At 70.1% G+C, this 14,111-nt stretch carries 11 protein-coding genes; 7 read left to right on the plus strand and 4 right to left on the minus strand.

Annotation, left to right across the window (positions count from 1 at the left end; translation table 11 throughout):
* Nucleotides 1–74: 74 nt before the first annotated feature.
* From ACFZP7_RS17545 to trxA, 7 genes are all read left to right on the plus strand, one after another.
* Nucleotides 75–2,519: a DUF6049 family protein gene (locus ACFZP7_RS17545; RefSeq protein ID WP_385634763.1), complete on the plus strand. Its 2,445-nt coding sequence runs from the start codon at nucleotides 75–77 to the stop codon at nucleotides 2,517–2,519.
* 44 nt (nucleotides 2,520–2,563) lie between these two features.
* Complete coding sequence (murJ, locus tag ACFZP7_RS17550; RefSeq protein ID WP_046251751.1) at nucleotides 2,564–4,954, plus strand: murein biosynthesis integral membrane protein MurJ; 2,391 nt, start codon at nucleotides 2,564–2,566, stop codon at nucleotides 4,952–4,954.
* A gap of 139 nt (nucleotides 4,955–5,093) precedes the next feature.
* Complete coding sequence (locus ACFZP7_RS17555; protein WP_270883342.1) at nucleotides 5,094–6,788, plus strand: protein kinase family protein; 1,695 nt, start codon at nucleotides 5,094–5,096, stop codon at nucleotides 6,786–6,788.
* Between the two features lie 27 nt (nucleotides 6,789–6,815).
* Nucleotides 6,816–7,559, plus strand: a complete 744-nt coding sequence (gene sigM / locus ACFZP7_RS17560) for an RNA polymerase sigma factor SigM (RefSeq protein ID WP_030971399.1) — start codon at nucleotides 6,816–6,818, stop codon at nucleotides 7,557–7,559.
* 17 nt (nucleotides 7,560–7,576) lie between these two features.
* Complete coding sequence (locus ACFZP7_RS17565) at nucleotides 7,577–8,431, plus strand: anti-sigma factor family protein (RefSeq protein ID WP_385634764.1); 855 nt, start codon at nucleotides 7,577–7,579, stop codon at nucleotides 8,429–8,431.
* A gap of 149 nt (nucleotides 8,432–8,580) precedes the next feature.
* The gene (trxB, locus tag ACFZP7_RS17570) at nucleotides 8,581–9,552 is read left to right on the plus strand and encodes a thioredoxin-disulfide reductase (protein ID WP_019324699.1); all 972 of its coding nucleotides are present in this window, start codon (nucleotides 8,581–8,583) and stop codon (nucleotides 9,550–9,552) included.
* A 39-nt stretch (nucleotides 9,553–9,591) separates the two neighbouring features.
* Nucleotides 9,592–9,924 (plus strand): thioredoxin, encoded by a 333-nt coding sequence (trxA, locus tag ACFZP7_RS17575; protein WP_019324700.1) that lies wholly within the window; start codon nucleotides 9,592–9,594, stop codon nucleotides 9,922–9,924.
* A gap of 81 nt (nucleotides 9,925–10,005) precedes the next feature.
* On the opposite strand, the gene ACFZP7_RS17580 is transcribed toward trxA, so the two are convergent.
* From ACFZP7_RS17580 to rsmG, 4 genes are all read right to left on the minus strand, one after another.
* Nucleotides 10,006–10,623 (minus strand): GNAT family N-acetyltransferase, encoded by a 618-nt coding sequence (locus ACFZP7_RS17580; RefSeq protein ID WP_019324701.1) that lies wholly within the window; start codon nucleotides 10,621–10,623, stop codon nucleotides 10,006–10,008.
* 330 nt (nucleotides 10,624–10,953) lie between these two features.
* Nucleotides 10,954–12,066 carry a ParB/RepB/Spo0J family partition protein gene (locus ACFZP7_RS17585; protein WP_385634765.1) on the minus strand — a complete coding sequence of 371 codons (1,113 nt, stop codon included), beginning with the start codon at nucleotides 12,064–12,066 and terminating at the stop codon, nucleotides 10,954–10,956.
* Nucleotides 12,063–13,136, minus strand: a complete 1,074-nt coding sequence (locus tag ACFZP7_RS17590) for a ParA family protein (RefSeq protein WP_385638474.1) — start codon at nucleotides 13,134–13,136, stop codon at nucleotides 12,063–12,065. The genes ACFZP7_RS17585 and ACFZP7_RS17590 overlap by 4 nt, the downstream gene beginning before the upstream one ends.
* A gap of 248 nt (nucleotides 13,137–13,384) precedes the next feature.
* Nucleotides 13,385–14,104: a 16S rRNA (guanine(527)-N(7))-methyltransferase RsmG gene (rsmG, locus tag ACFZP7_RS17595; RefSeq protein WP_029393070.1), complete on the minus strand. Its 720-nt coding sequence runs from the start codon at nucleotides 14,102–14,104 to the stop codon at nucleotides 13,385–13,387.
* Nucleotides 14,105–14,111 lie beyond the last annotated feature (7 nt).

Consider the following 14,111-nt stretch of genomic DNA (forward strand, 5'->3'; position numbering starts at 1 on the left):
CTCAGCGCGCATCGTTACCATGCGTGGACGCACATTCCGACGACCACTGACGACGACGAGGGACGGGCGAGCGCGTGGCCGAGGCGGCAGACTTCCAGGGGAGCGGTCCCTCACCTGCCCGCCGGTGGCTACGGCGCACCACGGCGCTGGTCGCGGGTGCGCCACTGCTGGCCGGCCTGGTCCAGCTGCCGACCGCGGGCCCGGCGCACGCAGACGGGCAGCCCACCGCGAAGGCCGACGGCGACGCGGGCTCCGTGGCCGTCGCCGTCGACTCGCTCACCCCTTCGGCGCCCACCGACGGCGACACGGTGACCGTGTCCGGCACCGTGACCAACAACGGCAAGCAGACCGTCACCGACGCCCATGTGGGCCTGCGCCTGGGTGCCGAGATCAACACCCGCTCCTCCATCGACGCGATCGCCAGGGACGGCGACGACCTCCAGGGCACCGTCGCGCCGGAGATCGACGACAAGTACTCCGAGAAGTTCTCCAAGCTCACCCCCGGTGTCGCCGAGCACTTCAACATCTCCGTGCCGGTCGACGACCTCGACCTCGGAGACGACGGCGTCTACGAGTTCGCCGTGTCCCTCTCCGGACAGACCTCCTCGCAGCCGTGGGAGCAGATCCTCGGCATCCAGCGGACCTTCCTCCCCTGGCAGCCCGACGAGGCCGGCACCACGACGAAGACGACCGCTCTGTGGCCGCTCGTCTCGACCACACACATGGCCGCCGAGACCGGCGCGAACGAGGAACAGACACCCGTCTTCCTCAACGACGACCTGGCCAAGGAGATCTCCCCGGGGGGTCGCCTCAACCAGATGGTGACGCTCGGCAAGGACCTCGACGTGACTTGGGTCGTCGATCCCGACCTGCTGGCGTCCGTCGACGCGATGACGGGGAACTACAGCGTCCGCGACGGCGACAGGACGGTCGCCGGCACCCACCAGGACGTGGCCAAGCAGTGGCTCGCGGACCTGCAGGACGCGGTGGCGGACAAGGAGGTGGTCTCCCTCCCGTTCGCCGACCCGGATCTGGCGTCACTGGCGCACAACGGCACCGACGTGACCGGCTCCCTGAATCAGCTCAAGAGCGCCACGGACGTCATCCACAACACGGTCGACCCGATCCTCCACGTGAAGCCGAGCACCGACTTCGCCTGGCCCGTGGACGGCGCGATCGACCGCTCGATCGTCAAGGTCGCCACCTCCGCGGGAGCCGACAAGGTGATCGCCCGCAGTGACAGCCTCCAGGAGACCAGCGGTCTGCCGTACACGCCCTCGGCGGCCCGGCCCATCGGCGGTGGCACGACGGCCGTCGTCGCGGACGACCGGCTGTCCACGGCGTTCGAGGGCGACCTGGCCAAGGCGTCCTCCTCCACGCTCGCGGTCCAGCGCTTCCTCGCCCAGAGCCTCGCGCTGAACCACCAGACGAGCGAGCAGCGCAGCGTCGTCGTCGCCCCGCAGCGGATGCCCTCCGGCAGCCAGGCCCGCGCGATGGCCGAGGCGCTGCGGGCACTGCAGGGCGGCACCTGGTCCGAGTCCCAGAAGCTGTCGGCGGCCGCCGCGGCCAAGCCGGACCCGGAGGCGACCACCAAGGTCCCGTCGGCCTCCTCCTACCCCTCGGCCCTGCGCAGGAAGGAGCTTCCCCGGTCGGCGTTCGTGCAGATCGCGCGGACCCAGGACACCCTCGACAACTTCAAGGTCGTCCTGTCGGACCCGTCCCGGGTGGCGACCCCCTTCGGACGCGCGCTCAACCGGGAGATGTCGGCTTCCTGGCGCGGCCGGGCCGACGAGGCGGCGTCCTTCCGCTCGGGGGTGAAGTCCTACCTCGACGGGCTGACCGGCCGGGTCAGACTGATCGACAAGTCGGAGACGAAGCTCTCCGGCCGCAGCGCCACGATTCCCGTGACGGTTCAGAACAACCTGGTGCAGGATGTCGGACCGCTGGTCCTTCGGCTCACTTCCACGAACCCCACCCGTCTGGAGATCGACGGCGCCGACTACGAGGAGCAGCCGATCTCGGTCTCCGGCGGCCACAGCCAGTCGGTGAAGTTCACCACGTCGGCCAACGCCAACGGACGGGCGACGGTGATCGCCCAGCTGTACACGGCGGACGGGCGCAAGTACGGCGATCCCGTCACCTTCGACGTGAAGGTCACCGAGATCACGGCCACCGTGATGCTCGTCATCGGCGGCGGTGTCCTGCTGCTTGTCCTCGCCGGTTTCCGGATGTACACCCAGCGCAAGCGGGCCGCTGCCCGCGAGGCCGAGAACGCCGAGAAGGCTGAGAAGGCTGAGAAGGCTGAGAACAACGGAAGCGACGGCTCGGACGCGGCGGCCGAGGCCCCCGAAGACTCCGAGGACGGGCCGGAGAACCAGGAGGGCACCGACGGGCGTCCCGAGGAGGAGTCCGGGGCACGCTCCCGGGCAGGCGACCCGGAGCAGCCGAGTGACCCGACACCGGACACCCCAGCGGAAAGCGCCGACCCGTCCGGCACGGGTGAGAGAGTGGACCGTTGAGGATGTCGTGGCCGGCCGGCCCGGGACGATGAGGTGGGGTAACCATGAACGCGCCGTACGACGGTGACCGCGGTCGGACCGCGGACGGCTCGGGTCACCCCGAGGGTCCGCCTTCCGACCCCGGACAGACACCGCCGCAGCCGCACGCGGACATGTACCTCCAGGACGCCTACGACCAGGATCCCTACCGGGCGCAGGACCTCTCCGCCCAGGACCCGGTCTCCGAGGCACTCTACGACCGCGCTGCACACCCTCCACCGCCGCCGGGCGCCCACCCGCAGCAGCCGCTGTACTCCCAGCCCGCCCAGTCGCCCTACGCCCCCGACCCCCGCGTCTGGGCCCAGACCCCGGCCCCCGAGCCGGAGGGCCCGACGCAGTACCTGCCGTACGGGGACGACCCGCGCACCACCCAGTTCGTCGGTGTCGACGACCTGGTCACCCAGGCAGGCGAGCAGCGCCACGAGCCGGACGCCTTCGCCCACCTCTTCCGCGACCAGCAGCAGGGCGGCGGCCACCCGTCGTACGACGACCACGCCTCCGTACCCGCGCCGGCGCCCGCACCGGGCCAGTACGGCGGTGCGCCCCAGCAGCCCGGCCAGTACGGCACCCCGCAGGGGCCCGCCCCGTACGGGAACGCCCCGGCACCCGGCCAGTACGGCGGACAGCCACCGGTGTACGGGCAGCAGCACGCGGCGCCCGCGCCGGGCCAGTACGCGGTGGCGCCCACCCCGGAAGCGGCCGAGGCTCCTCTCCAGGAGCCCGAGCCCGCCCCGGCGCCCCCGCCGGCCGCGGCGCCCAAGAAGGGCGGACGCGCGGGGGGCCTGCTGAAGTCGAGCGCCGTGATGGCGGCGGGCACCATGGTGTCGCGGCTGACCGGGTTCATCCGGTCGGCGATGATCGTCTCGGCTCTGGGCCTCGCGCTGCTGGGTGAGTCGTTCCAGATCGCCTACCAGCTGCCGACGATGATCTACATCCTGACGGTCGGCGGCGGACTCAACTCGGTCTTCGTCCCCCAGCTCGTCCGTGCCATGAAGGAGGACGACGACGGCGGCGAGGCCTACGCCAACCGGCTCCTGACCCTCGTCATGGTCGCCCTGGGGCTCCTGACCGCGCTCGGCATGCTCGCGGCTCCCCTGCTGGTGCGCGCCCTGTCCAACCCGGTCGCCTCGAACGCCGCGGCCAACGAGACGGCCGTCACCTTCACCCGTTACTTCCTGCCGTCCATCTTCTTCATGGGCGTCCATGTGGTGATGGGGCAGATCCTCAACGCCCGCGGCCGGTTCGGCGCGATGATGTGGACCCCGGTCCTGAACAACATCGTCATCATCGTCACGCTCGGCATGTTCCTCTGGGTCTACGGCACCGCCGCCGACTCCGGCATGACCGTCGAGTCCATCCCGCCGGAGGGCGAGCGCCTCCTCGGCATCGGTATCCTCCTCGGCCTCGTGGTCCAAGCCCTGGCGATGATCCCGTACCTGCGCGAGACCGGTTTCAAGCTGCGGCTGCGCTTCGACTGGAAGGGCCACGGCCTCGGCAAGGCCGCGATGCTCGCCAAGTGGACGATCCTCTTCGTCCTCGCCAACCAGGCGGGCGCCCTCGTCGTCATCCAGCTGGCCACGGCCTCGGTGACGGACACCGACCTCGCCGGCACCGGCTACAGCGCCTACGCCAACGCCCAGCTGATCTGGGGCCTGCCGCAGGCCATCATCACCGTGTCCCTGATGGCCGCCCTGCTGCCCCGCATCTCCCGCTCGGCGGCCGAGGAGGACGGCGGCGCGGTACGGGACGACATCTCCCAGGGTCTGCGCACGACGGCCGTCGCGATCGTCCCGGTCTCCTTCGGCTTCGTCGCCCTCGGCATCCCGATGTGCACCCTGATCTTCGGTTCCTCGGGCACGGGCGCCGCCACCAACATGGGGTACATGCTGATGGCCTTCGGCCTCGGCCTCATCCCGTACTCCGTCCAGTACGTCGTCCTGCGCGCCTTCTACGCCTACGAGGACACCCGGACGCCCTTCTACAACACCGTCATCGTGGCCGTGGTCAACGCCGCCGCCTCCGGACTCTGTTACCTGCTGCTGCCCTCGCGCTGGGCCGTCGTCGGCATGGCCGCCTCCTACGGCCTCGCCTACGTGATCGGCGTGGGCGTCGCCTGGCGCAGGCTGCGCAAGCGGCTCGGCGGGGACCTGGACGGCGCACGGGTGCTGCGGACCTACGCCCGGCTGTGCATCGCGTCCGTGCCGGCCGCCCTGATCAGCGGCGCGGCCTGCTACGGGATCAGCCGTACGCTCGGCCTGGGCGTGCTGGGATCGTTCGCCGCGCTGCTGGCCGGCGGTGTGCTGCTCTTCGGCGTCTTCTTCGTCGCGGCCCGGCGCATGCGGATCGAGGAAGTCAACTCGCTGGTCGGCATGGTGCGCGGCCGCCTGGGACGTTGAGAGCGGGGGTAGGCGCACAACCATCGTTCGCCCCCGTGTGTCGTGCATAGCGGCGGACTGTGGGCACAATTGGGTTCGGCGTCGGACCGCGCGCATCGGGAGCCGGTCGGCGCGCAGCGAATGGGGAGGCAGAACGACGGTGGCGGAACGGAGCACAGCTGCCGTCGACGTGGCAGACAACAGCGGTGACGAGCCGCTGACCGCACAGGCGGACCAGTCCACGGCCGACGGGGTGGCCAACAACCGGGAGCGGGACACGGACAGCGACGAGGCACAGGGGAACCCGACGAGCGAGGAACCCGGCAAGGCCTCGCCTCCCGAACTGCACAGCGGGCACAAGCTCGCCAGACGCTACCGCCTCGAGGAGTGCGTCACCCGTCTGGACGGCTTCAGCAGTTGGCGGGCCGTCGACGAGAAGCTCCGCCGCGCCGTCGGGGTCCACATCCTCCCCTCGGACCACACGCGCGCCCGCTCCGTGCTGGCCGCGGCGCGTTCCTCCGCGCTGCTCGGCGATCCCCGCTTCGTCCAGGTCCTCGACGCCGTCGAGGAGAACGACCTCGTCTACGTGGTCCACGAGTGGCTCCCCGACGCCACCGAGCTGACCGCGCTGCTCGCCTCCGGCCCGCTGGAGGTGTACGACGCCTACCAGATGGTCAGTCAGGTCGCGTCGGCCATGGCGGCGGCCCACCGCGAGGGCCTCGCCCATCTGCGCCTGAGCCCCAACGCGGTCCTGCGGACGTCGACGGGCCAGTGGCGGATCCGCGGGCTCGCCGTCAACGCCGCACTGCGCGGCATCAGTTCCGACACCCCTCAGCGCACCGACACCGAGGCCATCGGTGCCCTGCTGTACGCCGCGCTCACCCAGCGCTGGCCGTACGAGAGCGACGCCCACGGTCTCGCGGGGCTGCCCAAGGACATCGGGCTCATCCCGCCGGACCAGGTACGCGCGGGCGTCCACCGCGGGCTGTCCGAGCTGGCCATGCGGGCGCTCGCCAACGACGGCGCCACCGCCTCCCGCCACGAGTCCCCGTGCACCACGCCGGAGGAGCTGGTGAAGGCGATCGGCGAGATGCCCCGCATCCGGCCGCCGGAGCCCGTGTACACCACCCCGCCCGAGTACCAGCGCACCGCGTACCAGCAGGGCGCCTACGGACGTCCGGCGCCGCGTCCCGGTGCCACCCAGCCGGTTCCGACCCCGCCGCCCCCGCTGCAGAGCCGTACAGGCAAGGCGCTGAAGTGGAGCGTCTCGGCCCTGCTGATCGCCGCGCTCGGTCTGGGCAGCTGGCAGCTGGCGGACGCGCTCATGGAGCGGGGCGGCAAGGCCGACGACCAGAACCAGACGCAGACGACGGACGGCGGCGACAAGGGACCCAAGGCACCGGTGGCCGGCAAGCCGGTCTCCATCGTCGGCGCCCGCGACTTCGACCCCTTCGGCGATCAGTCCGAGAAGCCGTCCCAGATAAAGAACGTCTACGACGACAGTCCGTCGACCTATTGGCAGACCGACTACTACTACAGCTCCGACTTCGGCCGCCTCAAGTCAGGGGTCGGCGTGATCGTGGACCTCGGCAAGGTCCAGCAGGTCGGGAAGGTGACCGTCTCCTTCGTCGGGAGCACGTCCGTCGAGCTGCGCAGCGCGGGCAAGGACGCCACCACGGAGCCGGCCTCCTTCGACGCGTACAGCAAGGTCGCCGAAGGCTCGGGGACGACGGTGGAACTCAAGCCGGGCAAGGCTCTGCAGAGCCGGTACCTCCTGGTGTGGCTCACCGACCTGCCGATGCAATCGGACGGTCAGTGGCGCGGCCGCCTGGCGGACATCAAGGTGACCAGCTGAGGGGCCTGCCGTGCGAAGGGGGGTGTGATGGCGGACAGCGCGAACCATGACGACGTCAGCGATCAGGACCTCCTGGCTCGCCATGTCGCCGGGGACCCCGACGCCTTCGGGGAGATCGTCCGCCGTCACCGCGACCGTCTGTGGGCCGTGGCCCTGCGGACGCTGGGAGACCGCGAGGAGGCCGCCGACGCCGTCCAGGACGCGCTCGTCTCCGCCTACCGGGCCGCCCACACCTTCCGCGGCCAGGCGGCCGTCACCACCTGGCTGCACCGGATCACCGTCAACGCCTGTCTGGACCGCGCCCGCAAGGCCGCCTCGCGCAAAACCGCTCCCGTCGACGACACCGAACGGCTCGACCAGCTCCTGGAGCCGCACGAATCGGCATCCGCCCCGGCCGAACGCAACGACCTGCACCGTCAGCTGCTGGAGGCGCTGGGCACCCTGCCGGCCGACCAGCGGGCTGCTCTCGTCCTGGTGGACATGCAGGGTTATCCCGTCGCGGAGGCGGCCCGCATCCTCGACGTGCCCACCGGCACGGTCAAGAGCCGCTGCGCCCGCGGCAGAGCCAGACTCCTCCCGCTGCTGACCCACCTGCGCCCGGACGGCAGTGGCGGGGCCGGGAAGGCCGGCCGGGGCGGGAAAGCCGACGACGAACGGAACCGGACTCCGGGGCCATCCGTCCCACCGGCAGCGGGGCCGCACCGGGCGGGCACGCAGGACACGGGACCGAGCGATTCAGCCGCAGTGAAGGGCGGAGGTGGACGAGCGTGACGTCGTCGACGACAGATATGACCGGGCACCCGGACGTCGCGGAGATCTCCGACCTCGCCGAGGGCCTGCTCCCACCGTCCCGGACCACGGGCCTGCGACGGCACCTGGAGAGCTGCGAGCAGTGCGCGGAGGTGTACGCGTCCCTGGAGGAGATCCAGGGACTGCTCGGCACACTGCCGGTGCCGTCGCGGATGCCCGACGACGTGGTCGCCCGGATCGACGCCGCCCTCGCCGCCGAAGCACCGCCGATCGTGCCGGGCGACGACAGCGGCGGCGCGCATGTTTCACGTGAAACACCGCCCCCCGCGGACCGTCCGACCGGCAGCGCCCGTCCCTCCACCACCGGACCCGGGCGCAAGGAACGGCGGCGAGGGGGACGCCGCAGGGTCGCCGTACTCGGCGCCGTGGCCGCCGCTGCCACGCTCGGACTCGGCTCCGTCATCGTCTCGTCCCTCACCGCCGGCGACCCGGCCGACGACACGGCCCACGGACAGCAGACCGCGCTCGCGGACACCTTCTCCGAGGCGAAACTCAAGGAGCAGGTCGCCGGACTCGTCTCCGACGACCCGAGCACCCGCAACGGTCCGCGCACTCCGCGCAGCTTCGGCATGGAGTCCGAGACCGGCGCCGAGAACCACGTCTTCACACAGCCGACGGTTCCCGAGTGCGTCCAGCGGGGAATCGGCCGGGACGACGCGGCGATCGCCACCCAGGAAGGCGTCTACAAGGGCAAGGAAGCGCTGCTCGTGGTGGTGCCGGACGCCACGAACGACAGCCGGGTCACCGCCTACATCGTCGAGTCGGCGTGTGTGGACCAGCCCGCGGTCGGCAAGGCCAAGGTGCTGCTGAAGCAGTCCTACACCCGTTCCTGAACACGCGCTCGGTCCTCGTCTCTCGTGTGATGCCGTGTGCCCGGACACAGCGGGAATGCGCGCCCCTTAGGATCCGTTGGGTGGGGTGAGAGCACCGAGAGGGCTCCACCCGGCCCTGAAGACGCAGTCCAGAGACGAGGAATGAAGCCGTGAGCGACGTCCGAAACGTGATCATCATCGGCTCCGGGCCCGCCGGCTACACGGCGGCGCTCTACACCGCGCGCGCGTCGCTGAAGCCGCTGGTGTTCGAGGGCGCCGTCACCGCGGGCGGCGCGCTGATGAACACCACCGAGGTGGAGAACTTCCCGGGCTTCCAGGACGGCATCATGGGCCCCGAGCTCATGGACAACATGCGCGCCCAGGCGGAGCGCTTCGGCGCCGAGCTGGTGCCGGACGACGTCGTCGCCGTCGACCTGACCGGCGAGATCAAGACCGTCACCGACACCGCGGGGACGGTCCACCGGGCCAAGGCCGTCATCGTCACCACCGGCTCCCAGCACCGCAAGCTCGGTCTACCGAACGAGGACGCGCTCTCCGGACGCGGCGTCTCGTGGTGCGCGACCTGCGACGGCTTCTTCTTCAAGGACCAGGACATCGCCGTGATCGGTGGCGGTGACACCGCGATGGAGGAGGCCACGTTCCTCTCCCGTTTCGCCAAGTCCGTGACGATCGTCCACCGCCGTGACACCCTGCGCGCCTCCAAGGCGATGCAGGAGCGCGCCTTCGCCGACCCCAAGATCACCTTCGTCTGGGACAGCGAGGTCGCCGAGGTCCAGGGCGACCAGAAGCTGTCCGGCCTGAAGCTGCGCAATGTGAAGACCGGCGAGCTGTCGGACCTGCCCGTGACCGGTCTGTTCATCGCGATCGGCCACGACCCGCGCACCGAGCTCTTCAAGGGCCAGCTGGACCTGGACCCGGAGGGCTACCTCAAGGTCGACTCCCCGTCGACCCGCACCAACCTCACCGGTGTCTTCGCCGCCGGTGACGTGGTCGACCACACCTACCGCCAGGCGATCACCGCCGCAGGCACCGGCTGCTCCGCCGCCCTCGACGCCGAGCGCTTCCTCGCCGCGCTCACCGACGAGGACAAGGCCGAGCCCGAGAAGACCGCCGCCGTCTGACCCACCCACCCCACGCACCAACCAGTTAAGGAGCCCGCCGTGGCCGGCACCCTGAAGCAAGTGACCGACGACTCCTTCGAGCAGGACGTCCTCAAGAGCGACAAGCCCGTCCTGGTGGACTTCTGGGCCGCCTGGTGCGGTCCGTGCCGCCAGATCGCGCCGTCCCTCGAGGCGATCGCCGCCGAGTACGGCGACAAGATCGAGGTCGTCAAGCTCAACATCGACGAGAACCCGGGTACGGCGGCCAAGTACGGCGTCATGTCCATCCCGACGCTGAACGTCTACCAGGGTGGCGAGGTCGCCAAGACCATCGTCGGCGCCAAGCCGAAGGCCGCGATCGTCCGCGACCTCGAGGACTTCATCGCCGAGTAACGTTTCACGTGAAACACCAAGGGGCCGACCCGTGCGGGTCGGCCCCTTCGCTGTGCCTGCGCGCCCGGCACTGCGCCTCTGTCACAGCGGCCGCAGCGCCGGTTCCTTCTGTACGGCCCCCAGAAGACGGTCGAGAGCCAGCTCCACGTCTTCCTTCCAGGAGAGCGTGGAGCGCAGATCCAGTCGTAGCCGCGGATGGCTGGGATGCGGGCGTACGGTCTTGAAGCCCACGGCCAGCAGATGGTCTGCGGGCAGGAGGCAGGCCGGCTCCTTCCAGCGGGCGTCGCCGAACGCCTCGATCGCCTTGAAGCCTCGACGCAACAGATCCTTGGCGACCGTCTGCACCATCACGCGGCCCAGCCCCTGACCCTGATAGCCGGGCATCACGAAGGCGGTCATCAGCTGCACCGCGTCCGGCGAGACGGGACTGGTGGGGAAAGCCATGGAACGCGGCACATAAGCAGGCGGCGCATAGAGGACGAAGCCCACCGGCACATCGTCGACATAGACCACGCGACCGCATGACCCCCAGTCCAGCAGGACGGCGGAGATCCAGGACTCCTTCTCCAGACCGGGCGTGCCCGCCTTTACCGCGGCTTCGCCGCTGACGGGGTCCAGCTCCCAGAAGACGCACGAGCGACAGCGCTGGGGGAGGTCCTGAAGGTTGTCCAGCGTGAGCGGTACGAGCCGGCGCCCCATGAAGGCTGTTCCTCGCTTCCTTCGCCCGCCGCGTCGCGGGCGGCTGTCAAAGCGCTCCGTTCCCTGAGCAGGCTGCCGATGAACCCACCGACCGCGCCCAGCCCCAAGCCCGCGCTCACCAGTCCGGTCCGGCCCATGGTTCGCATGGCCCCTGCCTTCCTCTCAGAGGTGCTGCCCGGTGCTTGCGCCATCCCGTTCGCATCGTATCCACGAAGGGCTGCGCTCGGCACGGGCGGACCGCAAAGGGCGGGTCGTGTTCCGGTCTGCACCGGGACACGACCCGCCCTGTGGGTGAGTGGAGCACCACGCGGCGCGCCACTCACCGATGACTCAGGAGCCGGACTCTTCGGCTTCGTCGTCCTCGAGGCCCTTCTGCAGCACGGGCCCCTCACCGGGAGCGAGACTTCCGAGAATCCGCTCCAGGTCCTCCATGGAGGCGAACTCGACGGTGATCTTGCCCTTCTTCTGCCCGAGATCGACCTTCACACGGGTCTCGAAGCGGTCCGAAAGCCTGGTCGCCAGCTCCGAGAGCGCCGGGGAGACCAGCGAGCCGGCCCGCGGCCCCTTGGCCCGCTGGGGCTTCTGCGGGCGGGAGCCCATCAGGGTAACGATCTCCTCGACCGAGCGCACCGAAAGCCCCTCGGCGACGATCCGGTGGGCCAGCCGGTCCTGCTCCTCGGGGTCCTCCACGGAGAGCAGCGCCCGGGCATGACCGGCCGAGAGCACCCCGGCGGCCACCCGGTTCTGCACCTTCGGAGACAGCTTCAGCAGACGCAGGGTGTTCGAGACCTGGGGGCGGGAGCGCCCGATGCGGTCGGCCAGCTGATCGTGGGTGCAGTTGAAGTCCTTGAGGAGCTGGTCGTAGGCGGCAGCCTCTTCGAGGGGATTCAGCTGAGCCCGGTGCAGGTTCTCCAGCAGGGCGTCCAGGAGAAGCTTCTCGTCGTCCGTGGCACGGACGATGGCCGGGATGCTCTCCATCTCCAGCTCGCGACAGGCCCGGAAGCGCCGCTCACCCATGATGAGCTCGTAGCGGCTGGGGCCGGTCTGACGTACCACGACCGGCTGAAGGAGACCGACCTCCCTGATGGAGGTGACGAGCTCGGACAGCGCGTCGTCGTCGAAGTCCTTACGCGGCTGCTTCGGGTTCGGCGTGATGGCGTCGAGAGGGACCTCCGCGAAGTGAGCCCCCACGGGCACCCTGAGCCCGTCTCCTCCGCCCGGCTCCGAACCGGCCGCCGCTGCCCCGTCTGTTTCACGTGAAACCGGCGGCAGGGTGGTCACCTTCGCCGCGGCGACTCCCCGGTCGTTCGGCACCAGGGGCATCGCGGCCGGGGACGCGAGACCCGCGTTCCCCAGCGCTGCCGACGCCACCGACTTCTCCGTCGGAGCATTGGGGATCAGTGCGCCCAGACCACGGCCCAGCCCCCTCCGTCGCTCACTCACTGGATCCCCTCCACCATGTTCGGGTCATTCTGTGCGCCGATGTGGGCGTGCGTCGCGTCATAGCCGACGCCCACCCCCTTGAGCGCGATCTCTCGCGCCGCCTCCAGATAGGAGAGGGCACCACTCGATCCTGGATCGTAGGTCAGGACCGTCTGTCCATAGCTGGGGGCCTCGGAAATGCGGACCGAGCGGGGAATGCTCGTCCGGAGCACCTCATCGCCGAAGTGGCTGCGCACCTCGTCGGCGACCTGGGACGCGAGCCGCGTCCGGCCGTCGTACATGGTGAGCAGGATCGTCGACACGTGCAGGGTGGGGTTGAGGTGCCCCCGGACCAGGTCGACGTTGCGCAGCAGCTGGCCCAGTCCTTCGAGCGCGTAGTACTCACACTGGATCGGGATCAGGACTTCCTGCCCTGCGACCAGCGCATTGACCGTCAGCAGACCGAGCGACGGCGGGCAGTCGATCAGGATGTAGTCCAGCGGCTGCTCGTACGCCTGGATCGCCCGCTGGAGCCGGCTCTCACGTGCCACCAGGGACACCAGCTCGATCTCCGCACCGGCGAGATCGATCGTGGCGGGCGCACAGAAGAGTCCCTCGACGTCGGGGACCGGCTGAACCACTTCCGAGAGCGGCCTGCTCTCGACCAGGACGTCATAGATGGACGGAACCTCGGCGTGGTGATCGATGCCGAGGGCGGTGGAGGCATTGCCCTGCGGGTCGAGGTCCACGACCAGGACCCGAGCCCCATGCAGCGCGAGCGACGCGGCAAGATTGACGGTCGTCGTCGTCTTGCCCACACCGCCCTTCTGGTTGGCGACCACCATGACCCTGGTCTGCTCAGGCCGCGGCAGTCCCTCGCCGGCGCGGCCCAGAGCCTCCACCGCCAATTGGGCAGCACGACCGATCGGAGTGTCGTCCATCGGCGGCGGTGTTTCACGTGAAACATCCGCCCCCGTCGACTCGACACGGGGACCGGGGACCGGATCGGTCATCGGTCCCGCGATATTGGCGTCGGACCGCAAGGATTCACTCTCCTCGACTTCAGGCTCGCAATGAACAGAGCCTCCCATGTCTTCGGTGCCATGAACCAGTGAGGCCTGTTGTTCTGTGGAGAAATCCACCTCTGTGGACAACTCCGTGCCCTCTCCGAGCGACCCGAGAGGCTTTCGGTCGCGAGGGTCGGCCGCAGCGCGGCCGCGACTGATGATGCCGTGCAGCAGTGAGCGACGTTTCACGTGAAACACGATGCAGCGCCGCCGAAGCCGATCAGCCGCGACACTCCGGATCGCGCAGGGAGGGCAGCTTGTGTGGAGTACCGCTACCCGCGACGTCGCCGTGCTCGACCGGTCCGCGCCGCCTTGGCGCGCTTGGCGGCGAAACGCACGCCACCCGGGCTCTCACCGACCTCGACACGCACCACGGTGGACATGGGATCCACGACTCCCTCGCCCACGTGCAGGATCGAGGTTTCCACGGCGCCCAGCTTGCTGAGCGCCGTGGCCGAGGCTTTCAGCTCCTCCTCGGCCGTGTCGCCCTTGAGGGCGAGCATCTCGCCGTACGGGCGCAGCAGGGGAATGCCCCAGGTGGCCAGGCGGTCCAGCGGAGCAACGGCGCGGGCCGTCACCACATGGACCGGCGGCAGCTTGCCCATGACTTCCTCGGCCCGGCCGCGCACCACGGTCACATGGTCCAGGCCCAGAAGCTCCACGACCTCGGTCAGGAAGTTGGTGCGCCGCAGGAGGGGCTCCAGCAGGGTGATCTTCAGGTCGTCCCGGACGAGCGCCAGCGGGATTCCGGGCAGTCCCGCGCCGGACCCGACGTCGCACACCGTCACCCCCTCGGGCACGACCTCCGAGAGCACCGCGCAGTTCAGCAGGTGCCGCTCCCACAGGCGGGGAACCTCACGTGGGCCGATCAGGCCGCGCTTCACACCCGCTTCGGCGAGCAGCTCCGCGTAGCGGATCGCGTCCGCGTACCGAGCCCCGAACACGTCGCGTGCCTGCTCGGGCACAGGGGGAAGCTCCGCTGCCTCCGTCACGAGGGGA

The organism is Streptomyces sp. SudanB5_2050 (assembly GCF_964272335.1).
In the GTDB taxonomy this organism is placed as follows: Bacteria; Actinomycetota; Actinomycetes; order Streptomycetales; family Streptomycetaceae; genus Streptomyces; species Streptomyces rochei.

What these genes read in the sequence shown, in the direction of transcription:
- ACFZP7_RS17565 (WP_385634764.1), top strand. Translation starts at nt 7,577, where the DNA reads ATGACCGGGCACCCGGACGTCGCGGAGATCTCCGACCTCGCCGAGGGC.
- ACFZP7_RS17580 (WP_019324701.1), bottom strand. Translation starts at nt 10,623, where the DNA reads ATGGGGCGCCGGCTCGTACCGCTCACGCTGGACAACCTTCAGGACCTC.
- sigM (WP_030971399.1), top strand. Translation starts at nt 6,816, where the DNA reads ATGGCGGACAGCGCGAACCATGACGACGTCAGCGATCAGGACCTCCTG.
- ACFZP7_RS17590 (WP_385638474.1), bottom strand. Translation starts at nt 13,136, where the DNA reads ATGGGAGGCTCTGTTCATTGCGAGCCTGAAGTCGAGGAGAGTGAATCC.
- murJ (WP_046251751.1), top strand. Translation starts at nt 2,564, where the DNA reads ATGAACGCGCCGTACGACGGTGACCGCGGTCGGACCGCGGACGGCTCG.